The 25,088-nt window shown below is 69.8% G+C and carries 29 protein-coding genes and 1 pseudogene; 17 read left to right on the plus strand and 13 right to left on the minus strand.

Annotated features, from left to right (window positions below):
• Window positions 1-2: 2 nt before the first annotated feature.
• From cheY to K6T25_RS06730, 4 genes and pseudogenes are all read right to left on the minus strand, one after another.
• Window positions 3-365 (minus strand): chemotaxis protein CheY, encoded by a 363-nt coding sequence (gene cheY, locus K6T25_RS06715; protein WP_159670067.1) that lies wholly within the window; start codon window positions 363-365, stop codon window positions 3-5.
• Window positions 366-472: 107 nt separating this feature from the next.
• Complete coding sequence (locus tag K6T25_RS06720) at window positions 473-1,405, minus strand: DUF7500 family protein (RefSeq protein ID WP_222917494.1); 933 nt, start codon at window positions 1,403-1,405, stop codon at window positions 473-475.
• Window positions 1,406-1,461: 56 nt separating this feature from the next.
• Window positions 1,462-1,671 (minus strand): hypothetical protein, encoded by a 210-nt coding sequence (locus K6T25_RS06725; protein WP_222917495.1) that lies wholly within the window; start codon window positions 1,669-1,671, stop codon window positions 1,462-1,464.
• A pseudogene (locus K6T25_RS06730) lies at window positions 1,664-1,780 on the minus strand (archaellin/type IV pilin N-terminal domain-containing protein); the annotation flags it as partial. The pseudogene K6T25_RS06730 and the gene K6T25_RS06725, both read right to left, overlap by 8 nt.
• 200 nt (window positions 1,781-1,980) lie before the next feature.
• Here K6T25_RS06730 and K6T25_RS06735 point away from each other — a divergent pair.
• Window positions 1,981-2,322 (plus strand): helix-turn-helix domain-containing protein, encoded by a 342-nt coding sequence (locus K6T25_RS06735; protein WP_222917496.1) that lies wholly within the window; start codon window positions 1,981-1,983, stop codon window positions 2,320-2,322.
• 49 nt (window positions 2,323-2,371) lie between these two features.
• Here K6T25_RS06735 and K6T25_RS06740 read toward each other — a convergent pair whose 3' ends face one another.
• Entirely contained in the window at window positions 2,372-3,103 is a 732-nt protein-coding gene (locus K6T25_RS06740) for an RAD55 family ATPase (RefSeq protein WP_222917497.1), read from the minus strand.
• A gap of 220 nt (window positions 3,104-3,323) precedes the next feature.
• Here K6T25_RS06740 and K6T25_RS06745 point away from each other — a divergent pair, with 220 nt between their 5' ends.
• Complete coding sequence (locus tag K6T25_RS06745) at window positions 3,324-3,908, plus strand: HalX domain-containing protein (RefSeq protein ID WP_345778246.1); 585 nt, start codon at window positions 3,324-3,326, stop codon at window positions 3,906-3,908.
• A gap of 38 nt (window positions 3,909-3,946) precedes the next feature.
• On the opposite strand, the gene recJ is transcribed toward K6T25_RS06745, so the two are convergent.
• Both recJ and engB read right to left on the minus strand, forming a co-directional pair.
• Window positions 3,947-5,419, minus strand: a complete 1,473-nt coding sequence (gene recJ / locus K6T25_RS06750) for a RecJ family nuclease (RefSeq protein ID WP_222917499.1) — start codon at window positions 5,417-5,419, stop codon at window positions 3,947-3,949.
• A 94-nt stretch (window positions 5,420-5,513) separates the two neighbouring features.
• On the minus strand, window positions 5,514-6,146 hold the full coding sequence (gene engB / locus K6T25_RS06755; RefSeq protein ID WP_222917500.1) for a GTP-binding protein EngB: 633 nt from the start codon (window positions 6,144-6,146) through the stop codon (window positions 5,514-5,516).
• Between the two features lie 143 nt (window positions 6,147-6,289).
• Here engB and K6T25_RS06760 point away from each other — a divergent pair, with 143 nt between their 5' ends.
• The 4 genes from K6T25_RS06760 to K6T25_RS06775 all read left to right on the plus strand — a co-directional run bounded on the left by K6T25_RS06760 (window position 6,290) and on the right by K6T25_RS06775 (window position 9,687).
• Window positions 6,290-7,012 carry a 5-formyltetrahydrofolate cyclo-ligase gene (locus tag K6T25_RS06760; protein WP_222917501.1) on the plus strand — a complete coding sequence of 241 codons (723 nt, stop codon included), beginning with the start codon at window positions 6,290-6,292 and terminating at the stop codon, window positions 7,010-7,012.
• A 74-nt stretch (window positions 7,013-7,086) separates the two neighbouring features.
• A complete protein-coding gene (locus tag K6T25_RS06765) occupies window positions 7,087-8,415 on the plus strand; it encodes a TIGR00341 family protein (RefSeq protein ID WP_222917502.1) in 1,329 nt (442 codons plus the stop codon).
• Between the two features lie 59 nt (window positions 8,416-8,474).
• Window positions 8,475-9,215, plus strand: a complete 741-nt coding sequence (locus tag K6T25_RS06770) for an SIMPL domain-containing protein (protein ID WP_225917829.1) — start codon at window positions 8,475-8,477, stop codon at window positions 9,213-9,215.
• Window positions 9,216-9,294: 79 nt separating this feature from the next.
• Window positions 9,295-9,687 (plus strand): SHOCT domain-containing protein, encoded by a 393-nt coding sequence (locus K6T25_RS06775; protein WP_225917830.1) that lies wholly within the window; start codon window positions 9,295-9,297, stop codon window positions 9,685-9,687.
• 55 nt (window positions 9,688-9,742) lie between these two features.
• Here K6T25_RS06775 and K6T25_RS06780 read toward each other — a convergent pair whose 3' ends face one another.
• Window positions 9,743-10,711 (minus strand): NOG1 family protein, encoded by a 969-nt coding sequence (locus K6T25_RS06780; protein ID WP_222917503.1) that lies wholly within the window; start codon window positions 10,709-10,711, stop codon window positions 9,743-9,745.
• 309 nt (window positions 10,712-11,020) lie between these two features.
• Here K6T25_RS06780 and K6T25_RS06785 point away from each other — a divergent pair, with 309 nt between their 5' ends.
• The 8 genes from K6T25_RS06785 (at window position 11,021) to K6T25_RS06820 (ending at window position 16,469) form a co-directional block, all read left to right on the plus strand.
• Complete coding sequence (locus K6T25_RS06785; protein ID WP_222917504.1) at window positions 11,021-12,250, plus strand: translation initiation factor IF-2 subunit gamma; 1,230 nt, start codon at window positions 11,021-11,023, stop codon at window positions 12,248-12,250.
• A 14-nt stretch (window positions 12,251-12,264) separates the two neighbouring features.
• Window positions 12,265-12,669 carry a type II toxin-antitoxin system VapC family toxin gene (locus K6T25_RS06790; RefSeq protein ID WP_222917907.1) on the plus strand — a complete coding sequence of 135 codons (405 nt, stop codon included), beginning with the start codon at window positions 12,265-12,267 and terminating at the stop codon, window positions 12,667-12,669.
• A gap of 1 nt (window position 12,670) precedes the next feature.
• Window positions 12,671-13,249: a DNA-directed RNA polymerase gene (locus K6T25_RS06795; protein WP_222917505.1), complete on the plus strand. Its 579-nt coding sequence runs from the start codon at window positions 12,671-12,673 to the stop codon at window positions 13,247-13,249.
• On the plus strand, window positions 13,249-13,446 hold the full coding sequence (gene spt4, locus K6T25_RS06800; RefSeq protein ID WP_222917506.1) for a transcription elongation factor subunit Spt4: 198 nt from the start codon (window positions 13,249-13,251) through the stop codon (window positions 13,444-13,446). The genes K6T25_RS06795 and spt4 overlap by 1 nt, the downstream gene beginning before the upstream one ends.
• Before the next feature lie 24 nt (window positions 13,447-13,470).
• A complete protein-coding gene (locus K6T25_RS06805) occupies window positions 13,471-14,004 on the plus strand; it encodes a GTP-dependent dephospho-CoA kinase family protein (protein ID WP_222917507.1) in 534 nt (177 codons plus the stop codon).
• Between the two features lie 102 nt (window positions 14,005-14,106).
• On the plus strand, window positions 14,107-14,415 hold the full coding sequence (locus K6T25_RS06810) for a 30S ribosomal protein S24e (RefSeq protein ID WP_222917508.1): 309 nt from the start codon (window positions 14,107-14,109) through the stop codon (window positions 14,413-14,415).
• Between the two features lie 6 nt (window positions 14,416-14,421).
• Complete coding sequence (locus K6T25_RS06815; RefSeq protein ID WP_222917509.1) at window positions 14,422-16,071, plus strand: bifunctional N(6)-L-threonylcarbamoyladenine synthase/serine/threonine protein kinase; 1,650 nt, start codon at window positions 14,422-14,424, stop codon at window positions 16,069-16,071.
• A gap of 116 nt (window positions 16,072-16,187) precedes the next feature.
• A complete protein-coding gene (locus K6T25_RS06820) occupies window positions 16,188-16,469 on the plus strand; it encodes a DUF5808 domain-containing protein (protein WP_222917510.1) in 282 nt (93 codons plus the stop codon).
• A gap of 16 nt (window positions 16,470-16,485) precedes the next feature.
• On the opposite strand, the gene K6T25_RS06825 is transcribed toward K6T25_RS06820, so the two are convergent.
• The gene (locus tag K6T25_RS06825) at window positions 16,486-16,905 is read right to left on the minus strand and encodes a hypothetical protein (protein WP_222917511.1); all 420 of its coding nucleotides are present in this window, start codon (window positions 16,903-16,905) and stop codon (window positions 16,486-16,488) included.
• A gap of 77 nt (window positions 16,906-16,982) precedes the next feature.
• Here K6T25_RS06825 and K6T25_RS06830 point away from each other — a divergent pair, with 77 nt between their 5' ends.
• On the plus strand, window positions 16,983-17,219 hold the full coding sequence (locus K6T25_RS06830) for a hypothetical protein (RefSeq protein ID WP_222917512.1): 237 nt from the start codon (window positions 16,983-16,985) through the stop codon (window positions 17,217-17,219).
• Window positions 17,216-18,256, plus strand: coding sequence for a magnesium/cobalt transporter CorA (corA, locus tag K6T25_RS06835; protein WP_222917513.1), 1,041 nt, complete (start codon window positions 17,216-17,218; stop codon window positions 18,254-18,256). The genes K6T25_RS06830 and corA overlap by 4 nt, the downstream gene beginning before the upstream one ends.
• A gap of 71 nt (window positions 18,257-18,327) precedes the next feature.
• Here the strand turns inward: corA and K6T25_RS06840 are convergent, their stop codons facing one another.
• The 4 genes from K6T25_RS06840 to K6T25_RS06855 all read right to left on the minus strand — a co-directional run bounded on the left by K6T25_RS06840 (window position 18,328) and on the right by K6T25_RS06855 (window position 23,515).
• Window positions 18,328-19,713, minus strand: a complete 1,386-nt coding sequence (locus tag K6T25_RS06840; protein ID WP_222917515.1) for a PQQ-dependent sugar dehydrogenase — start codon at window positions 19,711-19,713, stop codon at window positions 18,328-18,330.
• 67 nt (window positions 19,714-19,780) lie between these two features.
• Entirely contained in the window at window positions 19,781-20,203 is a 423-nt protein-coding gene (locus tag K6T25_RS06845) for a hypothetical protein (RefSeq protein ID WP_222917516.1), read from the minus strand.
• A gap of 94 nt (window positions 20,204-20,297) precedes the next feature.
• The gene (locus K6T25_RS06850; protein ID WP_222917518.1) at window positions 20,298-21,536 is read right to left on the minus strand and encodes an MBL fold metallo-hydrolase; all 1,239 of its coding nucleotides are present in this window, start codon (window positions 21,534-21,536) and stop codon (window positions 20,298-20,300) included.
• A 284-nt stretch (window positions 21,537-21,820) separates the two neighbouring features.
• Window positions 21,821-23,515, minus strand: a complete 1,695-nt coding sequence (locus K6T25_RS06855) for an aldehyde ferredoxin oxidoreductase family protein (RefSeq protein WP_222917519.1) — start codon at window positions 23,513-23,515, stop codon at window positions 21,821-21,823.
• 154 nt (window positions 23,516-23,669) lie between these two features.
• Here K6T25_RS06855 and glmM point away from each other — a divergent pair, with 154 nt between their 5' ends.
• Window positions 23,670-25,046, plus strand: a complete 1,377-nt coding sequence (glmM, locus tag K6T25_RS06860; protein ID WP_222917521.1) for a phosphoglucosamine mutase — start codon at window positions 23,670-23,672, stop codon at window positions 25,044-25,046.
• Window positions 25,047-25,088: the final 42 nt, after the last annotated feature.

Consider the following 25,088-nt stretch of genomic DNA (forward strand, 5'->3'; position numbering starts at 1 on the left):
TCCTACGCGGGGACGACGTCGTTGATCGCTTCGAGCACGTTCGGCTTCTGGAACGGTTTCGTGATGTACCCCTCGGCGCCCGCCTTGATCGCGGCCTTCATCTTCTCCTCCTGCCCGACGCTGGTGCACATGATGACGCTCGCGTCGGGGTGTTCCTCCGTGATCTCGGTAGTCGCCTCGATCCCGTTTCGGATCGGCATGACGATGTCCATCATCACGATGTCGGGAGCGTGTTCGCCGTAGAGGTCGACCGCCTCCACGCCGTTCTCGGCCTCGCCGACGATCTCGAACTCGCCCTCGAGGATCTCCCGCAGGAGGTTCCGCATGAACTCCGAGTCGTCCGCGATCAGCACGCTGGTCGGCATATAGCCGATCTCGCCCCGCCGGAACGCATAAACGCATCCCCGCGGCTATCACCCGTGAAAACCGGACGGTGTCGAGGCGGCTCCCGGCGCGCCGCCGCCCGGGCGACTCACTTCAGCCGAAGTCCGCCGGCCTCGTCGAGTGCTGCGAGCACGTCCTCGACGGAGTCGTCACGGGAGACCCCGAGCCCGGCGAGCGCGGACCGAACGGCGTTGGGCGACAGTCGCGGGGCGGTGTCCATCCCCGCCAGAAGGATGCCGAGCGCGTCCGCCGTCTCGGTGTCCCCGCCGACGGCGTCCGCGAACCAGGTCACGAGCGTCTCGAAGGTCTCTCCGACGTCGTCGGAGGCCATCCGGTGGCGTGCCGTGCGCCCGTCGATCGACAGCGTCGCGTCGAAGCCGTAGGCGAACTCGGTATCCGCGAGCGAGGCGGCGAGCCACTCGCCGACCGCGCCGGCGTCGAGTTCCGACGGCGAGGCGGCAGCCTCCCCTCGCGGGGCGCCCCGGCGAGCGTGTGAGGCGGGCCGTTCGGACGCGGTCGCCTCGCCACCGCCGCCGGGGCCGTCGTCGCCTTCCGGATCCCCCGGAAGCCCGTCGTCGGTGCCCGCGGCCGGCGACCGCGATGCCCGGGTCTGCTCGGCGTCGGCGTCGCTGGCGCCGTCTGCGTTCGGCGTCGTCCGCTCGGCCGACGGCGGCGAGGACGACGAGGTTGAGCGCGTCGACGACGCGTTCGCCTCCGTAGCGGCGGCTCCGGGCCCTTCCGCCGGCGAAAGTCCCTCTCGGACGGATTCGGCCGTCGAGGCGACGTCCGGATCTCCCGGATCGTCCGCGGCGTCCGTCGTCGCAGCCGCGCCCGCGTCGTCCGACGCGTGCTCCGGCTCCGCACCGTCTGAGCGGTCCGCCGCCGGCGGCTGCTGCGGCTGACGGCGACCGGGCGAGACGACGTACCGGTCGTCGCCCAGTTCACGGACGTACTCGCTTTTCGAGATATCGAGGTCGTCCGGGTCGACGCCGGGGTTCCCGCGCGGCGCGTCGTCGCTCATGGTTCGGTGTTCAGTGGCGTGTGCTAAAAAGTGTAGTCGCGGGCGAGTCGGTCGGCTTACAGCTCGCCGCCCTGCCGCTGCCCGAGCGACTCGGGCAGCGTGAATCCGATCGTCGTCGCGCCGGCTCGGGTGTTGATCTTGATCGTGACCTCGTCAGCTTCCGAGAGCAGGCTGGGGTCCTCGCCCCCCTTGGAGAGATCGAAGTTGATGTCGAACCGGTCGTCAGAGTCGTTGAGCACCGTCGACGAGCGATCCGCGTTCTTCACTCGACTGCTGTCCGGGTTCCTGTGACTTGCGCTGGAGGAAGCCGGCGGTGTTGATGAGGACCCCGGCGGCGAGCGCCGCCACCAGCACCATCGCGATGAACACGATGATGGTCCCAAGCCAGTCGTCGGCCGGGTGGTGGCGCCGACAACTCGGAAATGGAGAGTACCCCCGAGACGTCGCATCCCAGAACGGATAGCTGAGGTGTGGGTATCGATGACGATACTACGGAGCCAGGGACACAGAATTCGGCGGAAGGAGCCGGATAGAAGGCGGTACGCTTATTGCACGCACAATCAGTATTGAGAGTTATGTCCGCGGACGACGAGGATATCATCGAGGTGCTGGGGAACAAGTACAATCCGGAGATCCTCGACGCGGCGGGCGAACCGAAGTCGGCACAGGAGCTCTCCGACCAGTTGGGCGTGCCGATCGCCACCTGTTATCGCCGGATCAACGAACTGGAGAACACAGAACTGTTGGAGTTACACGATCGTCCACTCTCGGACGAACACCGTCGAATCAAGGTGTACCGGCGGTGCGTCGACGGCGTGAGCGTGACCTTCCGCGACGGGCTGACCGTCGAGTTGGAGGAGCGCTCCGAGGTGAAGAACAAGCTCGACGACGTGTGGCGGACGATGACCGACGGGTGATCGGACCCCGAACGACCGCTACGACCGCGGGACTCGACCGCGCCGCCGTTCAGAACCCGGAGTCGGGACTGTCGCGGCCCATCATCGAGAAGCCGCCCGCCCGCTCGTACACCTTGATCCCGCCCTCGTCGATCTCCATCGGGAAGATGTCGGTGTCGATGTCCTGCTTGCGCATCTTCGCCACCCAGACGTAGCGGTTGACGCCGGAGTCCGTCGGCGTCTGGATGAAGTAGATGTTCCCGTCGGTGAGGAAGTTCTCCAGGCCGATCTCGGTCTGGGGGAACACCGCACCCTGCTCGTTGATGAGCAGCGAGGTGAGCCCGTTCTGCTTCAGGATGTCCGAGAACTTCAGGAGGTACGTTCGCTTTTCTTTCTCGTTGTCGAAGAACAGCGAGAACATCGTCAGCGAGTCGAGCACCAGCCGATCGTAGGCGGTGTTCGCGAAGTCCTCCATCAGCGTCTCCAGCGCCGACGAGAAGTCGCCCTCACGGAGCATGTGCTGTTTGTCGTACACCTTGATCGAGCCGTCGTCGACGAGTTCCCCCCAGCGGTCGAAGCCGATCGACTCGGCCGCCTGCCGGATGTCCTCCTCGTTCTCCTCGAAGGAGATGTAGATCCCGTGCTCGTCGTGGTCTATGACGCCGTCATAGAGGTACTGGATCCCGAACAGTGACTTCCCCGTTCCGGGGTTACCGCTCACGAGCACCGTCGCGTCCTTGACGAGACCGCCGTTGAGGATGGAGTCGAGACCGTCGATTCCGGTCGGGACAGTGGCTACCATATTGGTATCCGCCGTCCTCATAAATGAAAACGGTTCCGCCGTGGACCGGTACCGTGAACCCGATCGATGCAGCGGGACCGCGGAACGGGTCAACTGTTCAATTCATCATATGTCCTCGGTAATAGCTTTCTACGGGCGAATCAGTGTGCGATAGCTTTAAGAACGAACACCTCCGGTTGACGAACATGATTGAGGGCGGGGTCGAGCACGCCGGGGGTCGATTGCGGTGACACGGCGCGTGCTCATCGTCGAGGACGAACCCGAGGTCGCCGACTTGTACCGCGGGTACCTCTCGGGGACCTACGACGTCACGGTCGCGAACACGGGCGCGGAGGCGCTCGATCTCGTCGACGACGCGACCGACGCTGTTCTCCTCGATCGGCGGCTTCCGGACACCACCGGGGCGGACGTGCTTGCGGCGATCCGCGAGCGCGACCTCGACTGTCGAGTCGCGATGGTGACCGCCGTCGAGCCGGACGTCGACATCGTCGAGATGGGCTTCGACCTGTACCTCGTGAAACCCGCGACCCGCGACGACATCCAGTCGGCCGTCGAGCGATTGGGGACGCGCGCACAGTACGACGACACGCTCCAACGGACCGCCTCGCTGGTCACGAAACGGGCGGTGCTCGAGGCCGAGCGGACCCCGGCCGAGCTCCGATCCTCGCCGGAGTACGAGGATCTACTCGACGACATCGACTCGCTGCAGTCGGAGATGGACGACCTCGCGGCCGCGTTCTCGCCGGACGACTACCGGATGCTGTTCCGCGATCTCGGCTCGTCGTCCCCGTCCGAGTCGGCCTGATCGCTGAGTCGTTCTCCGATACACGGACGAACGCACGCTCACTCGGCGTCCAGTTGTTCCCCGACGAGCTCGTCGACCGTCGCGAGGAACGCCTCGCGCTCGTCGGCGGGGATCGTCGCGCCCGCGGCGACGTCGTGCCCGCCGCCGTCGCCGCCGACGGCGCGGCTCGCCTCCCGCATCACCGCCGAGAGATCGAGCCCCTCGCCGACGAGGAAGCCGCTTCCCCGCGCGGAGACCTTCGTCTCGTCGTCCCCCTTGTCCGCGAACGCGACGATCGGCTTGCGCGCGGAGACGCCGTCGGCGCCGACGGCCATCCCGGCCACGATGCCGACGATGGTCTCGCGGATCCTGGTGCCGGCGTCGAACCACTGAACGTGCTCCTCGCGCTCGACGCCCTCGTTCGTGACCCACTGGAGCCCCTCCGAGAGGTTCCGGCGGTGGTTCCGAAGCAGGGTCCGGGCGCGGTCGAGCGCCTCCCCGCGGTCGCCGAGACACACCGCGAGCCCCACGTCGGCGCGCTCGTAGCGCGCGGTCGCGTTGAGCAGCGTCGAGAACTCGCTCACGTCGCGGAGTTCGGTGCCGGGCTCCTCGTCGGCGAGCACGTAGGTCGTCCCGACGAGCGAGTCCACGCGCTCGCTGGGGACGCCCGAGGCGACGGCGCGGCGGATGAGCGCGCTGGCGACCGTCCGGCGCTCGCCCGGATCGAGGTCGACCCACCGACGCCACTCGCCGTCCGCGTCCTTCATCGGCACGTCGAGGTCGGAGAGGAACTCGATCGCGCCGGCCTGGTCGTTCGAGATGCCCGGGATTCGGGCCTCGCTGGCGTACTCCAGGAGCTTCGGCAGTGGGCGGGTCTGGCGGCCGTACAGCGCCAGGTCGGTCACTTCCTCCAGCGTGCCGGCGGCGACCGCGTCGGCGACGAGCCCCTCGTTGGCTCCCGAGAGCCCGCCGTCGCCGTCCTGCATGTCGCCGACCGCGCCGACGACCGCGAGGGCCGCGAGATCCCGGTTGTCCGTCCCGGTCGCGTCGCCCAGTGCGTGCGCGAGGAGGTACGAAGCGCCCGCACCTGATAACTCGCTGGCGCCGTCGAGCCCCTCGAGGAGTGGGTTCAGATGGAACTCCGTCTCCGCGTCCGCCGGCTGGTGGTGGTCCGCGATCACGGGGACGAAGTCGCCGGCCTCCTCGTGGGAAGCGATCACGTCGAGTTGGCCGCTGCCGAAGTCGGTGAAGCAGACCACGTCGTAGTCGGTCGCGGCGATCGAGGCGACCGCGTCGGCGTCGAGCTGTTTGAAGAAGGCCGTCTCGAAGTCGAAGCCCGCGCGCTCGAACGCCGCCGTCGCGACCGCGGCGCTGGTGAGGCCGTCGGCGTCGATGTGCGAACACAGGAGGAACTCGCCGGCCTCGCGAAGCCGGCCGGCGCAGGCCTCGGCGCGCTCGCGGAGTTCGGGGACGGGGAAGCCGTCGCTCTCGTCCGGTTCCGACCGCGTTTCGTCGGCGTCCGCGCTGGCCATTACTGTGGGAGGGTGGGGCGTTCTGCGGCATAAACGCTCGTACTCCGTGACCGCGCACGTCGAGAACGAGGTGATCGGGGCCGGAAGGGCGGCGCTACTTCACGAACTGTAGCAGGTCGTCCCGCTTCGCCTCGCTGAAGTGCCCCCGCAGCGCCTCCTTCAGCGGCTCGATAGAGCCCTTCTTCGCGGTGATCGGCGCGATCGTTCCGCCCTCGCCGGACCACTGCTGCCACGGCGGGTACAGCCCCAGCCGCTCGCACAGCTCGTTCAGTCGCTCGTCGCGGTCGTCCACCTTGTCCATCTTGTTCACCGCGACGACCGGCGCCACGTCCACGTCCTGCAGGAACTGGAACAGCTCCACGTCGTGGGGGATCTCGCCCGCGTCGCTGTGGCGGTCGATGATGTCGATGACGGCCTTCCCGTCGACGACGAGCACGCCCGCGACGATGGAGTCCGCGTTGTCCTCGACGTAGCGAATCACGTCGGTTTTGATCGCCTCGCGTTTGTCCTCCTCGACGCCGGACATGAACCCGAAGCCGGGGAGGTCCGTGAACATGAACGACTGGGGCGCCCAGTCGAAGTGGTTGGGCTGTCTGGTGACGCCGGGTTTCTTGCCCGTGGACACGTCGTGGCCGGTCAGCTCGCGCATCAGCGTCGACTTGCCGACGTTCGAGCGCCCGACGAGCACCACCTCGGCGTCCCGGTCCGGTCGCCCCTCGAAGGTCATAGCGTCGAGTTGGACGAGAGGCCGGTTAAGCGGCGCGGGTCGACGGGCCGGGAGCCGGCGGACCGAGCGGCCGTGACCCAATCGAGTCGCCGCCCGCGACCGGCGAGCGACGCGCCCAAGTTCCCGGCTTCCGAGCCACGGACATGGACAAACAACCCCTCCGCGAGCGGATCTGGGACGACCTGGAGGAGTCGGGGGAAGCCCGCTTCCCGTTCCCGCCGCACGGCCGGATCCCGAACTTCGCGGGGGCCGACGAGGCGTGCGATCGCCTGACCGACACCCCGGAATGGGAGTCGGCGGAGACGATCAAGGCGAACCCCGACGCCCCCCAGCTTCCGGTCCGTCGCGCCGCTCTCCGGGCGGGCAAGACCGTGTACATGGCCGTCCCCCGGCTTCGGGAAGAGCAGCCGTTTCTCCGGCTGGCGCCCGAGGAGGTCCCCGATATCGACGAGGCGACCACCGTCTCCGGTTCCTCGAACCACGGCGTCCCGGTCGGCCCCGACGAGGTTCCCCACGTCGACCTGATCGTCTCCGGGAGCGTCGCCGTCACGGAGACCGGCGGTCGAGTCGGGAAAGGCGAGGGGTTCGCGGACCTGGAGTTCGCCGTGCTGTCGGAGTTGGGCGCCGTCGACGACGAGACCGCGGTGGCGACGACAGTCCACGAACGCCAGGTCGTGAGCGACGAGGTGAGTCTCGACGCCCACGACGTGCCGCTGGACCTGATCTGTACCCCCGAGAGAACGAGACGGACCGCGACGGCGCGCGGTGGGGAGTCGCCAACGCGCCCCGACGGCGTCGACTGGGACGCGCTCCCCGCCGAGAAGTTGGAGTCGATCCCGGTGTTGCGGCGGCTACGGCGGGAGTGAGCCACGCCGGGATCCGATCGGTCGGGGAACGGCGAGCCCGTCGATTATAACTGTCCCCTCGCCGAGATTCGCCCGTGCGACTCGTTCAGGTGATGGTGCCGGCGGGCAAGCGCGAGACGGTCCTCTCGGTTCTCGACGAGGAGGGGATCGACTACGTGCTCTCCGACGAGACGAGCGGGCGAGAGTACACCGCGATCGTCTCGTTTCCGCTGCCGACCGAGGCCGTCGAACCCATCCTCGCGGAGCTTCGGGAGGCCGGACTCGAACGCGACGCCTACACGGTCGTTCTCACCGCCGAAACGGTCGTTTCGAAGCGGTTCGAGGAACTGGAGGATCGGTACGACGAGGACGAGGAGGGGAACGGCGACCGGATCGCCCGCGAGGAACTGGAGGCGCGGGCGACGGAGATGACGCCCCAATTCGGTGCGTTCGTGACGATGATCGTCATCAGCGCCGTCGTCGCCACCGCGGGACTGCTGCTCGACTCGGCGGCGGTCGTCGTCGGGTCGATGGTGATCGCGCCGCTGATCGGTCCGGCGATGGCCGCCAGCGTCGGTACCGTGCTCGACGACCAGGAACTGTTCGTGCGCGGCGTGAAGCTGCAGGTGCTCGGGGCGGTGCTCGCCGTGGCGAGCGCGGCGGGGTTCGCGGCGCTGCTCAGGTACGGACGAGTGGTCCCGTTCGGCGTCGAGGAGGTGTTCTCGATCGCGGAGGTGCGCGAGCGACTCGCGCCCGACGTGCTCTCGCTGCCGATCGCGCTCGGGTCGGGCGTCGCCGGCGCGCTGTCGCTCGCCTCGGGCGTCTCCTCCGCGCTCGTCGGTGTCATGATCGCCGCGGCGCTGGTGCCGCCGACCGCCGTCGTCGGCATCGGGATCGCGTGGGGTCAACCCGGAACCGTCGCCGGGGCGGCGCTGTTGGTCGTCGTCAACTTCGTTGCGATCAACTTCGCCGCGCTGGCGACGCTGTGGTACAAGGGCTACCGCCCGGACTCGTTTTGGCGCCTCGACGATGCGCGCGCGACGACCATCCGGCGTGTCGCCGTGCTCGGCGTCGCCATCCTGCTGTCGACGGCCGTGCTGGCGGGCGTGACGGTCGCCTCCTACCAGAGCGCGCAGTTCGAGACCGCCGCCCAGGAGGAAGCCGACACCCTGCTCGACGGCGATGCCCGCGTGCTCGACGTCGAGGTGACGTACGGCGGCTTCCCCTTCCGGCAGCCGACCGCGGTAACGGTGACGGTCGGCCACCCGCCGGGAACGACGCCACCACGGATCGGCGACGCGCTCGCGACACGCCTGGCGAACGACGTGGAGGCGCCGTTCGGGATCGGCGAGCCCGCGACGGTCGACGTGTCAGTTCGGTATGTTCTCGTCGAGGAGTCGCGCGTCACAGAGAACGCAGCGTGACACAAACGCGCATTTGTGTGTAAGATAGCTTAACGGTCGATGCGAGCGTCCGGTCTGGTGTGAGCCGAACCAGAGCCCTCCCCACAGTGTTCGTCGCGGCCATGCTCGTGCTCGCGGGCTGCGCCGGGGCGACCGGACCGAGCGCCACCGACGCGGCCGCAGCCGCGACGGGCGCGAACGCGACGGACGTGAACAGCATCACCGCCGACGGCACGGCGACCGTGAGCGCCTCGCCCGACCGCGCCGAGATAACCGTCGCCGTCGAGTCGACCGCCGACAACGCCAGCGCGGCCCGCTCGCAGGTCGCCGCCGACGTCGAGCGGCTCCGCGCGGCCCTGACCGACGCCGGCTACGAGGTGCGAACGGTCGACTTCCGGCTGTCGCCGGAGTACGACCACCGGAGCGACGAGCGCGAACTGGTCGGCTACCGCGCGTACCACGCGCTCGCGTTCGAGACGAGCCCCGACGACGCCGGCGCCGCCGTCGACCTCGCCGTCGACAACGGCGCGACCGCCGTGCGGGACGTCCGCTTCACGCTGAGCGACGAGCGCCGCGCCGAGCTCCGCGAGGAGGCGCTCGCGGCCGCCGTGGGCGACGCCCGCGCGACCGCGGAGACGGCCGCCGGCGCCGCCGACCGGTCGGTCGGGACAGAGCTGTCGATGCGGGTCGGCTCGGCGGGCGTCTCGCCGTACGACTCGCGGGTCGTCTACGAGACCGCCGACGCCGGCGCGTCAACGTCGTTCGATCCCGGGCCGGTGACCGTGTCGGCCTCGGTGACGGTGACTTACGAGCTGGAGTAACGCGACGGGAATCGAGATCCCGGACGGTCGTGCCCGCCGGGGCGGAACCGCCAAGTAATCGTCTCGACGACATGGATCCGTGAGCGACTCCGAACGCCTCGTCACCGGGACGATGTTGGGACTGTTCCTCGCGTTCGGCGTGGACACGATCCTGATCGTCGCCGTGCTGTGGTACGTCGGCTCGATCCCCGGCTCGACGGCCGGCCGGATCTCGGTCGCGGTCCTGTCGGTGTTCCTGCTGTGGGTCGCTGTCCGATGGAATCGTCTGCGCCGCACAGGTGGGACCGACGCCACCGAGAGCGCCGGGACCGACACCGAGGACGACCCCGTCGAGCACCTGAAACGTCGCTACGCCGAGGGCGAGGTGTCCGACGACGAGTTCGAGCGCCGGATCGACCGACTGCTCGGCGCCGACAGCCGACTCGACGCGGAGGCGACCGGGACGGCGACCCGTGAGCGCGAGCCGGAGTGACGGGAGTCGTGTGGCCTGTGACGAGGGCCGTGTGGCTTCGGTGTCGCCGCGCGGCTCAGTTCTCGCCGCGGGAGGGCAGGTCCGGCTCGAAGCCGACCGCCTCGACGGCCATGTCGAGGACGGCGTCGACGTTCTCGCCTTCCGTGACGCTCATGTACGCGTCCGCCTCCACGTCCCTCGACCGGTCGCTCTTGTTGCAGACGACGAGCACCGGCGCGTCGAACCGCTCTTCGACCTCCGCGAGCAGTTCCAGCTGCGACTCCAGGGGGTAGCCGCAGTCGCCGGAGGCGTCGACGACGAAGAGGACCGCGTCCGCGAGGTGGGTGAGCGCGGAGACGGCCTGTCGCTCGATCCCGTTGCGGTCCTCCTCGGGCCGGTCGAGCAGGCCGGGCGTGTCGATGATCTGATAGCGGATGCGGTCGCGCTCGAAGTGGCCGATCTGGACCGCCTTCGTCGTGAACGGGTAGGAGGCGATCTCGTTGGAGGCGCGGGTGACGTGGTTGACGAACGAGGACTTGCCGACGTTGGGGTAGCCGGCGACGACGATCGCGGGCTCGTCGGGGCGGATGTCCGGCAGCGTCTTGAGCGCGTCGCGGGCCTCCCCGACGGTGAGGAGGTCGTCCTCGATCTCCTCGACGATGTCGGCCATCCGGGCGAACGCCTGCTTGCGGTGCTTGCGGGCGGTCTCGACGCCCGACTTGCGCATCTTCGCCTGATACTCCGAGCGGAGCTCGTCGATCCGGCGGGAGGCCCAGTTGACCTCCGAGAGCGCCTGCCGGAGTTCGTCGACGTTCACGACGGCGTCGGCGAGTTCGTAGTAGAACGGCCCGACCTCGAACTCGAAGTCGGGCCAGGAGGTGGAGACGTTGGCGAGGTTGTCCGAGAGGATGTTCGCGGCGGTGATCAGCATCGACTCCTGGGCGTCCCAGCCGTCCTTGGCGCGGCCGGTCCGGGACGCGCGGGAGAACGCCTTGTCGAGGAGTTCCTCCGCGCGGGGGGTGGTGGGGAGGTCTTCGAATGTCATACTCAGTTGTCGGAAGTTGACGACGACGGCGTATAAGCCCGTTCGTTCGGGGTTCGCGCGCTCTCGGATGTGTTCGGCGGTGTCGCAGTGACGGTCGGCCCGGACGACGTGGCGGTGTGACAGCCGAACGCGACGCGGGATCGCACGCGTGCTCGGCGGCGACCGCGGGCACGCGACGGTTCCACTCGAAACGGCGCCCGCGCGACGTGGGTGAAACGGAGGGACACACCCGCGAATTCGCCATCGTCGGAACAGCACCTTTATCAGGCGCACGAAGCGAAGTTCCAACGAGATTACTCTCGGAGGCCCATGGTGACGGAGCAAACACAACCGGAGGTGAACATCGGACTCGTCGGTCACGTCGACCACGGAAAGACGACGCTAGTGCAAGCGTTGTCGGGCGACTGGACCGACCAGCACAGCGAGGAGATGAAGCGCGGGATCTCCATCCGTCTGGGGTACGCCGACGCGACGCTGCGTCGGTGCCCCGACTGTGCCGAGCCCGAGTGTTACACCGTCGAGGAGACGTGCCCGGAGCACGACGTCGACACCGAGATCCTGCGGACGGTCTCGTTCGTCGACGCCCCGGGCCACGAGACGCTGATGGCGACGATGCTCTCCGGAGCCTCGATCATGGACGGCGCGGTGCTCGTCGTGAGCGCCACCGAGGACGTCCCGCAGGCGCAGACTGAGGAGCACCTGATGGCGCTGGACATCATCGGCATCGAGAACATCGTCATCGCCCAGAACAAGATCGACCTCGTCGACGACGAGCGCGCCCGCGAGAACTACGAGCAGATCCGGGAGTTCGTCGAGGGCACCGTCGCCGAGGACGCGCCGATCGTGCCCGTCAGCGCCCAACAGGAGGTCAACGTCGACCTCGTCATCTCGGCGCTGGAGGAGCGGATTCCGACGCCCGAGCGCGACGAGACGCTCCCGGCGAGGATGTACACCGCCCGCTCGTTCGACATCAACCGCCCCGGAACGACGGCGGAGGACCTGCTGGGCGGCGTCATCGGCGGGTCGCTCGCACAGGGCACGCTCTCGGAGGGCGACGAGATCGAGCTCCGCCCGGGCCGCGAGATCGAGGAGGGCGGCTCCTCGGAGTACCACTCGATCGAGACCTCCGTGCGCTCGCTGCAGGCGGGCGGCCGGTCCCAAGAGGAAGTCGGACCGGGCGGCCTGCTCGGCGTCGGCACGGGGCTGGATCCCAGCCTGACGAAGGGCGACGCGCTCGCGGGTCAGGTCGCCGGCGAGCCCGGGACGCTCCCGCCGACGCGCGAGGGCTTCGAGATGGAGGTCGAACTGCTCGACCGCGTCGTCGGCGAGGGCGATGTCGAGGAGATCTCCACCGGTGAGCCGCTGATGCTCACCGTCGGCACCGCGACCACGGTCGGCGCGGTGACGAGCGCCCGGACGGGCGAGTGCGAGGTCAACCTCAAGCGTCCCGTCTGCGCCGAGGAGGGCGCGAAGATCGCGATCAACCGCCGGATGGGCGCCCGCTGGCGCCTCATCGGGGTCGGAACCCTCACGGAGTAACGGAGCCGGTGACGATGGTCGTCCTCGACACGAACGCGCTCATGATGCCGGTCGAGTGCGACGTTCGCGTGTTCGAGGACCTCGACCGACTGGTCGACGACCCCGACCTCGTCACCCCGGAGGCGGTCGTCGCCGAGCTGGAGAAGCTCGCGACGGGCGCCGGCGAGGAGGCCGCCGCCGCGTCGGTCGGCCGCGACCTCGCCGAGCGGTGTCGAGTCGCCGAAACGACGGAGCAGTACGCCGACGACGCGGTCGTCGAACTCGCGGCGGGCGGCGCCGGTTCCGGCGCCGACGCCGACACGGGCTTCGACGGCTACGTCGTCACGAACGACCGCCCCCTGCGCGAGCGCCTCCTCGCTCGGGGCGTACGCGTAATCGGTTTAAGGGGCGCGAACACACTCGCGATAACAGAACCATAGCATGTACAAACGGGTACGACTCAAGGACACGGTCGAGGTCCCGCCGGAGCATCTGGCGGACGTGAGCCGCGGCCGCGTCCGCAAGCTCTTGCAGGACAAGTTGGAGGGACGCATGGACGAGGACGTGGGCAGCGTTGTCAGCGTCATCGAGGTCCAGGACATCGGCGACGGCGCCGTCCTCCCGAACAGACCGGGCGTCTACTATCAGGCGGAGTTCGACGCCGTGACCTTCGATCCGGACATGCAGGAGGTCGTCGACGGGAACGTCGTGGAGGTCGTCGAGTTCGGCGCCTTCGTCGGCATCGGCCCCGTCGACGGCCTGCTGCACGTCTCGCAGATCTCCGACGAGTACCTCGCGTACGACGGCGAGAACCAGCAGCTCGCCTCGACGGAGTCCGACCGGACGCTCGGCGTCGACGACCCAGTCAGGGTGCGCGTCGTGACGAAGTCGATCGACGAGCGCAACCCGCGCGACTCGAAGATCGGCCTCACCGCCAAACAGCCCGGGCTCGGCAAACACGAGTGGCTGGAGGCGGACGTTCGACGCCGCGCCGAGGGGGCGCCCGCGGAGGGTAACTGATGGCGGAGGACCGACTCGCCTGCCGCGAGTGCCACTACGTCAACGGGCCGGACGCCCAGACGTGCGAGAACTGCGGCTCCTCCTCGTTGACGGAGGACTGGGCGGGCTACGTGATCATCCCCCATCCCGAGGAGTCGGAGATCGCTCCCGAGATGAACGTGAGCGAGCCGGGCAGCTACGCGCTGAAGGTCCGGTAACGGACGAGCGCGAGGACGAACGCCATGCTCACGCTCCCCGACGACCTCCGCGGCGCGTTCAAAGACCCCATGGGCCCCGTCTACACCGACGCCGAGCAGCTGCTGGCGGACGCCGGCGACCCGATCGTCGCCGTCGGCGACGTCGTCACCTACCACCTCCGCGTCGCCGGCCGCGACCCGGACGTCGCCGTGATCGACGGGAAGACGAAGCGCGAGGCCGTCGGCGAGGAGATCGCTACGGTCCTCGACGGGGAGAACCGCCGGATCGAAGTCGACAACGAGCCGGCAACGCTCTCGACGGCGATGCTCGACGCGCTGGTCGAGGCGCTCGCGGGCGACGACCCGGTCGTGATCCACGTGACCGGCGAGGAGGACCTCGCGACCGTCCCCGCGATCGTCGCGGCCCCCGAGGGCGCGAGCGTCGTCTACGGTCAGCCCGACGAGGGGATGGTGCTCGTGGACGTGACTCCGGAGTCGAAGCGGGAGGCCCGAGATCTCCTCGGAAAGCTCGACGGCGACACCGCGGCGGCGCGTTCGGCGCTGGGCGTCGACGGGTAGTCGACCGGCCGCGCCGACGACCTGCTCGCGGCCGCTGAATCGGGGTACAGGCCCTTCGAAATCCTTTTCCGCCTCTCGGGCGCACTCACTGACAACTGAACCATGGACATCGACATCATCTCCGAGACGGAGAACCCCATGCTCCACCGGACGGACGTCCGGTTCGAGGTGCAGCACGACGAAGCAACCCCCGCGCGGCTGCAGGTCCGGGACTCGCTGGCCGCCAAGCTCGACAAGGGCTCCGACGAGGTCGTCATCCAGGACTTGGACACGAAGTTCGGCATGCGCAAGACCGTCGGCTACGCGAAGGTGTACGAGACGGCCGAGCACGCTACCGACGTGGAGCAGGACTACGTTCTCGAGCGGAACGCCATCGCCGGCGACGAGGACGCCGAGGCAGAGGAAGCCTAACGCCGGATGCGCGTCCTCGGCGTCGAGGGCACGGCCTGGTGCGCCAGCGCCGCGGTGTTCGACGCCGAGACCGACTCCGTGTTCATCGAGTCCGATCCCTACGAACCCGACAGCGGCGGCATCCACCCGCGCGAGGCCGCCGAGCACATGGGCGACGCGATCCCGCGAGTGATCGAAACCGCCCTCGACCACGCCCGCGAGGAGTACGACGACCGCACTGGCGACGAGCCGTCCGTCGACGCCGTCGCGTTCTCCCGTGGCCCGGGACTCGGTCCGTGCCTGCGAATCGTCGCCACCGCGGCCCGAGCGCTGGCGCGGACACTCGACGTGCCGCTGGTGGGCGTCAACCACATGGTCGCACACTTGGAGATCGGCCGCCACCGCGCCGGCTTCGACTCGCCCGTCTGTCTGAACGCCTCGGGCGCGAACGCCCACCTGCTGGGCTTTCACGACGGTCGCTACCGCGTGCTCGGCGAGACGATGGACACCGGCGTCGGCAACGCCCTCGACAAGTTCACGCGCCACGTCGGCTGGAGCCACCCTGGCGGCCCGAAGATCGAGGAACACGCCAACGAGGGCGAGTTCGTCGAGCTCCCCTACGTCGTGAAGGGGATGGACTTCTCCTTTTCGGGGATCATGTCGGCGGCGAAGGCCGCCCACGACGACGGCGTCCCCGTCGAGGACGTCTGCTTCTCGCTGCAGGAGCACGTCTTCGCCATGCTGACCGAGGTGGCCGAGCGGGCGCTGTCGCTGACGGGCACCGACGAACTGGTGCTCGGCGGCGGCGTCGGGCAGAACGCGCGCTTTCGGGAGATGCTCGCGTCGATGTGCGCCGAGCGCGGCGCCGACTTCCACGCGCCCGATCCGCGCTTCCTTCGGGACAACGCCGGGATGATCGCGGTGCTGGGCGCGAAGATGGCCGCCGTCGGCGACACCGTCGCGGTGGCCGAGTCCGCCATCGACCCCGACTTCCGCCCGGATCAGGTGCCGGTGACGTGGCGCGACGACGCAGAGTCGGTCGCGCGCGTGCCGAGCGCGGGGGGCGACGGGGAGGACGACCGCGACGCCGCCGACATGCGCGGCGCGGAGGCGACCGTCGAAGTCCGCGGCGACGAGGTCGTGAAGCGGCGGCTCCCGAAGGGGTACCGCCATCCCGAGCTGGACGCGACGCTGCGACGCGACCGGACCGTCGCGGAGGCACGCCTGCTCGCGGCCGCACGCGGGACGGGCGTGCCGACGCCCCTCGTGCACGACGTGGACGTCGCCGAGGCGACGCTCGTGATGCAGTTCGTCGGCGAGCGCGACCTGGCGGCGGCACTCACCGCCGACCGCGCCCGGACGGTCGGCGAGCACCTCGCGCGGCTCCACGACGCCGGGATCGTCCACGGCGACCCGACGACGCGCAACGTCAGGGTCGGGCGGACGGGCGGACCTGAGGACGGACGGCTCTTCTGCATCGACTTCGGCCTCGGCTTCAGCTCCGATCACGTGGAAGACTACGCGATGGACCTGCACGTGTTCGAGCAGTCGATCGAGGGGACCGCGACCGAGCCCGGCCGGCTCGTCGCGGCGGTCGAGGACGGCTATCGGGCGGTCGGCGACCCGGCCGTGCTGGAACGACTCCGCGGCGTCGAGGGACGCGGTCGCTACCAGTAGCGTCGCCGATGATCAACGCATCGGGACGACTGGGTCGTCATCCCGGATGAACCTTCGGCGCCGAACTGTCGGGCGCGAGCCAAAACGATTTATCCGACGGCGTCGTTGTCCGAGTCATGGCAGACAAACCCCAGACCGGGGAGCTCTTCGGGATCCCGTACAACTTCGAGCGTCCGAGCGTCGGTCGCCTGCTCTCGTCGTACTGGAAGCCCGGCAAGGGCATGCTGGTGGAGAAACCGTTCGGAATCGGCTACACGCTCAACCTCGCGAACTGGCGCTCGTGGCTCGTCCTCCTCGTCGCGGGCGCGCTGCTGTACCAGGAGCGCGCGAGCGGCGACGACGAGGACGACGCCGACGAGGAAGCTGAGCCGGTCGAGGTCGTCGTCGACGACGACTGAGCGTCGAGGGCGACGCTTACTCCGTCCACTTCTCCGACTCCGCGCGATTCCGCCAGGCGCGCTGCTGTGCGCGCTCGGCGACGTGGTCGACGCCGTCGGCGACGTCCTCGCGGACGGTCGTCTCGAACCCGTCCAGTTCGTCGAGGAGGTTCCGCCGATAGGCGGTGACGAGCTCGTACGTCCAGCGGTCCTCGACGACGCCCGCGGGGAGCAGTCGGTCGCGGATCTCGTCGGCGTACTCGTCGTGGCCGGCCGCCCGGAGGAGGTCTTCCGCCTCCGCGAAGCGGTCCATGGCGTGTCCGGTTCGGTGATGGCACCCGAGCAGATCGGCGTACGCGCGGTACGCGTGTTCGATCCCGAGCTGTATCGAGTGCAGCGCGGCTCGCTCGTCGGCCGTCAGGTCGGGGGCAGGTGAAGCCGGTTCGTCGACGGACATATCATGCGGTACGTCATCGTCCACCAAGGGCTTTGTGCGCCCGAACGGTTAGGGGGACCGACGCCGAGGGAGGTCGCATGAACGGGTCGTTCCTCGCGTCGGCGGCGCTGACGGTGTCGTCGCTCGCAGGCTACGTCCTCGGAACCGTCGCGCCGTACCCCGGTCGTGAGGCGAGCATCGCTGGGGTGCTCGTGGGCGTAACGCTTGCGACGGTGACCCACGGTCGCAGCGGCGGCGGAGCGACCGGCCCCGTGATCGATGCGGAAGCGACCGATCCCGATGACGGGGCGCGCGGCGGGGGTGGATCGCGGTGATCCGCGCGATGTCGTACACGGACGGGGAAGCCGCGACGTTCGAGGAGGTGACGGCGGCCGCGGAGGCGCCGGGGACGACCTGGGTGTGGGTGAACGCGGCGGACGGGGACGAGGCCCCGGACGGGGACGGGGCCGCACCCCGGGAGAGAAACGCAGACGTGGGGCGCGTCCCGCAGCCGACGGGCGACCTCGCGGCGGTGACAGAGCGGTTCGACATCCATCCGCTGCACGTCGAGGACGTGCTCGGCGACGCCCGCCCGAAGTCGGAGCTGCTGGACGAGTACGCGTTCCTGCTCGTGAAGAGCGCGCGGTTTCGCGTCGGCGAGACGACGTTTCTCGAGGAGCTCCGGACGCGTCCGGTGGGCGTGTTCGTCGGCGACGACTGGCTGGTGACGGTGACGACCGCCGGCGACGACGCCGTCGAGGCGGTGTGGAACCGTCTCGCCGGGGCGGACAGACGAGCACTCGCGCGCGGGGCGGACTTCGCGGGCTACCTCGTCGTCGACCGGATCGTGGACGGCTACTTCCGCCTGCTGGACGAACTGGAGGACGACATCGAGACCGTCGAGGAGCGCGTCGTCGAGGCGCCCGACCCGAACACCCTCGCGGCGATCAACGAACTCCGGCGGGAGCTGCTGTCGGTTCGGCGGGTCGTGTGGCCGACACGCGACGCGGTGAACGCGCTCTCGCGCGGCGACGCCGACCAGATCGCCGAGGGGACCGAGAAGTACTACCGGGACGTGTACGACCACCTTGTGCAGGTGGTGGAGCTGACCGAGACGTATCGCGATCTCACCGCCGGCGCGCGCGACATCTATCTCAACACGCTGTCGCAGTCGACGAACGAGGTGATGCGCCGGCTCACTGTCGTCGCGACGATCGTTCTCCCCTTGACCTTCGTCGCCGGCGTGTTCGGAATGAACTTCGAGTCGATGCCGGAGCTCGGCTGGCCGTACGCGTACCACGCGACGATGCTCGGAATGGCCGGCATCGCCCTGGTACTCGTCGCGTACTTCCGGCGCGAGGGGTGGCTGTAATACGAGCGGGGTCGACGGCGCGACCGGTCCGGCGGCAGAGCCGAATCGAGCCGCCGGCCGCCGCGTGATGCTCACCCGTCGACGATCCGTCGCACCGATCCCCCGGCGTCGCCGACGGTACAGACGTACAACTCTCCATCTGGCCCCTCCCCGAACGAGAGCAGCCCGCTGTCGAGCCCGTCGGTGGGGACCGCGCGGGTGGGCCAGCGGCCCGACTCGCGCGGCTCGGCCAGGAACAGGTCGCCGCCCGGGCGGTAGTCGCCGAACACGTACGTCCCCGCGAGGTCGGCGACGGCGTCGCCGCGGTAGACGTAGCCGCCGATGACCGAGATGCCCGACAGCGCCGCGTCCCCGTGCGGGTACTCCAACACCGGGTCGATCAGCGGGTCGCCGTCGGGCGTCTCCGTCGGCGCCTCCGCGGCGTCGAACGGGTGGAACCCCTCGCGGACGTTCCAGCCGTAGTTGCCGCCGGCCGCGACGCGGTTCACCTCCTCCCACTCGTTTTGGCCCACGTCGGCGACGAGGAAGTCGCCCGTCTCGCGATCGAAACTGAAGCGCCACGGATTGCGGAATCCCCACGCGTACTGCTCCGGGAGCCCCTCCCTGCCGACGAGCGGGTTGTCCTGGGGGACGCCGTAGGGATCGCCGTCGCCGCCGACGGCCACGTCGTCGCCGCCGAGCGGGTCGATGCGGAGGACACTGCCGAGGAGGTTCTCCGTCACGTCCTGCCCGTTGCCGCCCGGGACGCCGTCGTACCAGTCCTCGACGTGGCCGGTCCCCCGGTCGCCGCCGCCGCCCCCGTCGCCGACGCCGACGTACAGCAGTCCGTCCTGGCCGAACGCGACCGACCCGGCGTTGTGGTTGGCCTGCGGCTCCGCGATCTCGAGGAGGACGCGCTCGCTGTCGGGGTCGGCGGCGTCGGGCGTCGCCCGGACCTCCGAGAGAACGAACGTGTGGCTGTAGTCGCCCGGCATGTCGTCGCGCAGGGGGGCGCTGTAGCGGACGTACACTCGATCCTCGTCGGGGAACTCGGGATGAAACGCGACCCCGAGCAGTCCCATCTCGCCGCCCGCCCGGGCCAGTCGGTCGGCCACGTCGAGGAACGCCGCCCGGTCGCCGTCGGAGCCGTCGTCGCCCTCGCTCGCGACGACGGTTACTGTGCCGCCCTGATCGACGACGTACAGGCGGCCGTCGAGGCCGGCCGGCGCCGCCAGCCCCAGGGGCGCGGCGAAGCCCGAGGCGACCGGCTCGGTCGCGAGCGAATCCGGCGCGGTCGTGTCCGCTCCTGTCGTCCGGGTTCCGGTCGTGCCGGCCCCGGTCGTCTCCTGTCGACCCGCCGACCCGGAGGTTTCGGACGTACAGCCCGCGACGGCAGTCGTCGCGAGCGCGCCCGAGGCCCCGAGACGGCGGAGGAGCGTCCGGCGGTCGGTCGAAGCGTCCCGATCGGAACGGTCCATGCCGATCGTGACGGTCCGCGTCGGGGTATACTCGTTGACGGTTCGAGTCCGCGGGAACCCGGGATCGCTACCTGAAGCGCCACGTCGCCGCGACGCCCGCCAGCCACGCGACGGCGAAGAAGGCGGCCAGCAGCCGGACCGTCTCGATCGCGGCGCCGCCGGCCGCGACCGCGGCGACGAACACCACCGCATCGACACCCAGCCCCGCGCCGACGATCCGACGGAACCAGCGCGTCGGGCGCTTGACGCGGTCGAACAGGGTCGTATTGAGCCATACGCCGCCGATCGCGCCCGGCGCAACGAGCATGAACACCGGGGACAGCGCGCGCGACCCGACGACGCCGAGCGCAACCGACAGCGCGAGGACGGCGACCGACAGCGCCGACGTGGTCAACGCGCCGGAGACCGCGGCGTGCCCCTGGCGGGAGAGCCGCCGGTCGCGACGGTCGAGAACGGACTCGGGGTCGATCCCGTCCGGATCGCGAGCCACACGTGTTCACACGGTGCGTGCGCCAATGGATATTACGCCCGTCGCGGATGGAACATCGCGCCCGTCACGGGGAGGATATCGCGCCCGCCGGACGTCACACCGTCACGCGCTCGCCAACCGACGGGGCCGCGGCGTCGTAGCCGTCCGCCCGCAACTCCTCGGCGAACGTCGGACAGCGGTCGCCGTGGTTGACGAGGACCGTCGCGCCGCGGTAGTCGTCGAGGAACGACCGGAGGCCGTCGCGGTCGGCGTGGGCGGAGAAGTCGAACAGTTCGACGCGGGCGGCGACGGGAACGACGCCGCCGTCGAGTTCGCAGCGGCCGTGTTCGAGCAGCTGTCGCCCGTTCGTTCCCTCGACCTGGTAGCCGGTGAGACACACCCGGTTCGTCGGGTCCGAACGGAGCATCGGGAGGTAGCGCATCACCGGCCCGCCCGAGAGCATCCCGGAGGTGGTGACGATGGCCTCGTTGTCGGCGGCGATGCGTTCTCGTTGCCCGTCGTGTCCAGTCACGTACCGCGCACCGGACTTCGCCCGCCGGAGCGCCTCCGGATCGCGGACGTACTCGGGGTATCGCCGGACGATGTCGGTGACGCGCTGGCCCATCCCGTCGAGGTACGGCCGGATCTCGGTGTCCTCCAACACCGTCAGTACCTCCTGCGTCCGGCCGATCGCGAACGCGGGGATCAGCGCGGTCCCACCCTCGTAGCGAGTGGTTCGGACCGTCTCGACGAACCGCTCCTCGACGCGGGCGCGGTCCTCGTGGGTCACGTCCGAGTAGGTGCTCTCGCAGATCACGGCGTCCGCATCGGGGCGGGCCGTCGACCCCGACAGCAGGCGGGTATCGTCGGTGTGGAAGTCGCCGGTGTACAGCAGCCGGGTGTCGCCGTCGGTAACGAAGACGTGCGCGCTGCCGGGGATGTGGCCGGCGTTGTGGAACGTGATCTCGTACTCGGTGCCGCCGGCGGCGACGGTGAACGGCTCGCCGTAGCCGTGTCGCTGCTCCACCTCGCCGAGGCGCTGGACGTGGCTCTCGGTGAAGGTGCACTCGTAGCCGCGCAGCTTCAGCGTGTCGCGCGCGAGCACCCGGGCCAACTCGGCCGTCGGCGGCGTCCAGTGGATCGAGGGCCGCCGATCGCCGCGCAGCAGCGCGGGGACCTGCCCGACGTGGTCGAGGTGGCCGTGGCTGACGACGACCGCGTCCGGCTCCGGCCGACCGACCGGGTACTGCGGCGGCTCCCCGGTCAGCATCCCGTAGTCGAGGAGGAGCGCGTCGTCGACGAGGATCGCCGAGCGGCCCACCTCGCGGGCGCCGCCGAGGAACTGAATCTCCATCGAGAGGACGGAGTCGCTCCGGGCGGTTGGCTTCGTCGGTTCGGGGCGGTCGCTGGGAACCGACTCCGACGACGCCCTCAGACCACTTGCACCGCGACCAGCGCCGCGGCCCCCAGCGCCAACACGCACAGCACGCCCACCGAGAGCGTCGACAGTTGCTTCATGTTCATATCGGGAGGCGGCCGAGCCCGCGCATAACCGTTCGGTCCCGCGTATCAGCGCTGAAACGCGAGCGCCGGCGTACCGTCCGTACTCGCGGCTCGGCTACACCTCGCGGCTTCGCTTCAGTCGTCGGCGCTCGCGGCGCCCCGGTCCGTGTCCGCCTCACCGAGCCCCGGAACGACGCCGTCCTCGCGCCAGCCGCGCGTCTCGTAGTACTCGTCCAGCGCCGACTCGAACCCCTCGATGTCGTACGGGAGCGCGTCGTCAGCGCGGTCGAAGCCGCGGCGGTTGTTGAACGCCCGCTCCAGTTCGACCACCCGCGCGCCCACCTCGAGGAGCTCGTCGTAGTCGGCATCAAGCAGGGAGCCGAGCCGCTCCTCGGTCATGAAGTCACGACTGAACTTGCAGGCGACCGCCGAGTCGAGGACGGCGTTGTGGTTCTCCGCGGCGGCGACCATCGGCGCCTTCCCCTCCAGTCCGCGCTTGTCGACCGCCTGCTCCTTGTCGACGAGCGGGTACTCCTTCGGGTAGAAGCTGGCGTACATGTGATCTGCGCCGCGGTTCGAGGTGGCAAACGAGAGGCCCTGCCCGTTCAGCGTCCGACCGTCGTGGGCGGCGAACTCCAGTCCCTTCACCGACCAGTCCTCGACGCCCAGCTCGGGAGCGGCGCGGTGGACGCCCTCCGCGAGCAGGTCGCCGACCTCGCCCTCGCGGTAGGCGGCCTTCCGAAGCAGTTCACGGGCGCGTTCGGGATTCGCGAGGTCGTCATCGCTCTTGAGGTAGGCGGCCATCGTATCGCCCGCGGAGATGGTGTCGACGCCGAGGCGGTCACACAGCTCGTTCGCCTTCATCACCTCGACCACGTCGTCGACGAGCTGGTTCGACCCCCACGCCATCACCGTCTCGAACTCCGGCCCCTCCGTCTCGACGCCCGCGTCCTCGTCGCGAGTGGGAAGCTTGCAGGCGAACGCGCACTGCGAGCAGGTGCCCTTCTTGTGCTTCTTCGACTCGACCGCGTCGCCGCCGATCCCCTCGACGCCGTCGAACGACAGCGCCGAGAAGTAGTCGGTCGGCAGCGCCTCCACCTCGTTGGCGTACTCGGTGACGCTGGTGGTTCCCTGCCGCTTCATGACGTGGTCCGACGTGGCCGCATCGCGATGGATCTCCGTCTGGACCGGGTCGATCTCCACGTCCGCCTCGCTGTCGCCGTCGAAGGTGAGCACCTTCACGTTCTTGCTCCCCAGCACGGCGCCCATCCCGGTCCGGCCGAACGCGCGCGTCTCGCTGGTCATCACGCACGCGTAGCGGACCAGGTTCTCGCCGCCGGGACCGATACACGCGAGATGTTCGGCCTCCAGATCGTGGGTCTCCTCGGCCCACTCGGTCACCGCGGGCACCTCCGCGCCCGCGAGGTCGGGGACCGCCTCGAACTCGACGCCGTCGTCGCGGACGTGGACCGCCAGGGGAACGTCGCTGGCGCCGCGGAGCTCGACGGCGGCGTAGCCCGTCCCGGTGAAGTTGCGCGAGAGGAAGCCGCCGGCGTTCGAGGAGGCGAGGCCGTCGGTCAACGGCGAGACGCTCGTCATGTCCATCCGGCCGGTGAAGCTCATCCGCGAATGCTGGAGCGGACCGGTCGCGAGGTAGACGCGGTTCTCCGGGCCCAGCGGGTCGACGTCGAACGGGACGCGGTCGAACGCCAGTTTCGTCCCGACGCCGCGGCCGCCGACGAACTCGCTCAGTACGCCGTCGATGGTCTCCTCGGTCGTCTCGCGGGCGTCGAGGTCGACCGACAGCAGCGGACCGGTCGCGTGGATCATACACATGGGTTTCCCGCCGAGGGTGGTAAATCCCGCTGTCGGTCGGCGTGTCACAAACGATCGTGTGTCGCAGTTCGTGTCGGGAGGGCGGGGCGAGAGCGCCACGCGGCGGTTCGGAACCACTATCCCGACGGCCGTCGGACCCACGAACCGAATGAAGGTCTTCGGATCGAGCGGCACCCGCGGGGTCGTCGGCGAGGAGTTCACCCCGGAGTTCGTCTCCCGCGTGGCCGCGGCCGCGGCGGCGACGTGGGACGCCGAGCGCGTCGCCCTGGGTCGCGACACCCGCACCTCCGGGCGGACGTTCGCAGACGCCGCCGCCGCCGGCGTCACCGCCGCCGGCGTCGACGTGGAGCGACTCGGCGTGGTCCCGACCCCGAGCCTGGTGCGCTACTGCGAGGTCGAATCGATACCCGGCGTGATGATCACCGCGTCGCACAACCCACCGGAGTTCAACGGCGTCAAGCTCGTCGGCGACGACGGGATCGAGCTCCCGGTGAACCGACTCGAGGCCGTCGAGGAGCGTCTGCTCGCCGAGGAGCCGACGACGGTGTCGTGGGACCGGATGGGCGACTCCCGCCGCATCCCCGACGCAAACGACGACTACGTCGCGGAGATGCTCGACACGATCGACCGCGACGCCGTCGCCGACGCCGACCTCACGGTCGCGCTCGACCCCGGCCACGGCGCCGGCGCGCTCACCTCCCCCGAGTTCTTCCGCGAGCTCGGCTGCGACGTCGTCACCGTGAACGCCCAGCCGGACGGCCACTTCCCCGGCCGCAACCCGGAGCCGGTGCGGGAGAACCTCGACGACCTCGGGCGCCTCGTGCGCGCGGCCGACGCGGACGTGGGGGTCGCCCACGACGGCGACGCCGACCGCGCCATCTTCTTCGACGAGGCCGGCGAGTACGTCGAGGGCGACGCCTCGCTGGCGGCACTCGCCGCCCACGACCTCGGCGAGGGCGACACGACCGTCGCCGCGGTGAACGTCTCCCAGCGCCTCGTGGACGTGTGCGAGGCCGCCGGCGCGAACCTCGAACTCACCCCCATCGGCTCGACGAACATCATCACCCGGATCAAGGAGCTGTGGCGCGAGAACGAGTCCGTCCCCATCGCCGGCGAGGGCAACGGCGGGGTCTTCTTCCCCGACTACCGACTGGTGCGCGACGGGGCGTTCATCGCCGCGAAGTTCCTCGAACTGCTCGCCGAGCGCGACGCCGCCGTCAGCGAGATCGTCGCGCCGTACGCCGACTACACGAACGTCCGCGAGAACCTCACGTACGACACCGACGCCGAGCTGGACGCGATGCTCGCGGCCGCCGCGGCCTACGCCGACGCCGCCGACGCGGAGCCCGACACGAAGGACGGCTATCGGCTCGACTACGGCGACGCGTGGGTGCTCGTGCGTCCATCCGGCACGGAGCCCAAGGTGCGCGTGTACGCCGAGTCCGCCGACGCCGACCGTGCGGCCGCGCTGGTGCGGGACGTGCGCGAGGCGCTGGAGGAAGCGAAGGCCGACGCCGCGGCGTAGCCGGCCGACCGTCTCCCGCCGACCGCCCGCGCTCCGATCGCG

It is taken from the genome of Halobaculum rubrum (assembly GCF_019880225.1).
In the GTDB taxonomy this organism is placed as follows: domain Archaea; phylum Halobacteriota; class Halobacteria; order Halobacteriales; family Haloferacaceae; genus Halobaculum; species Halobaculum rubrum.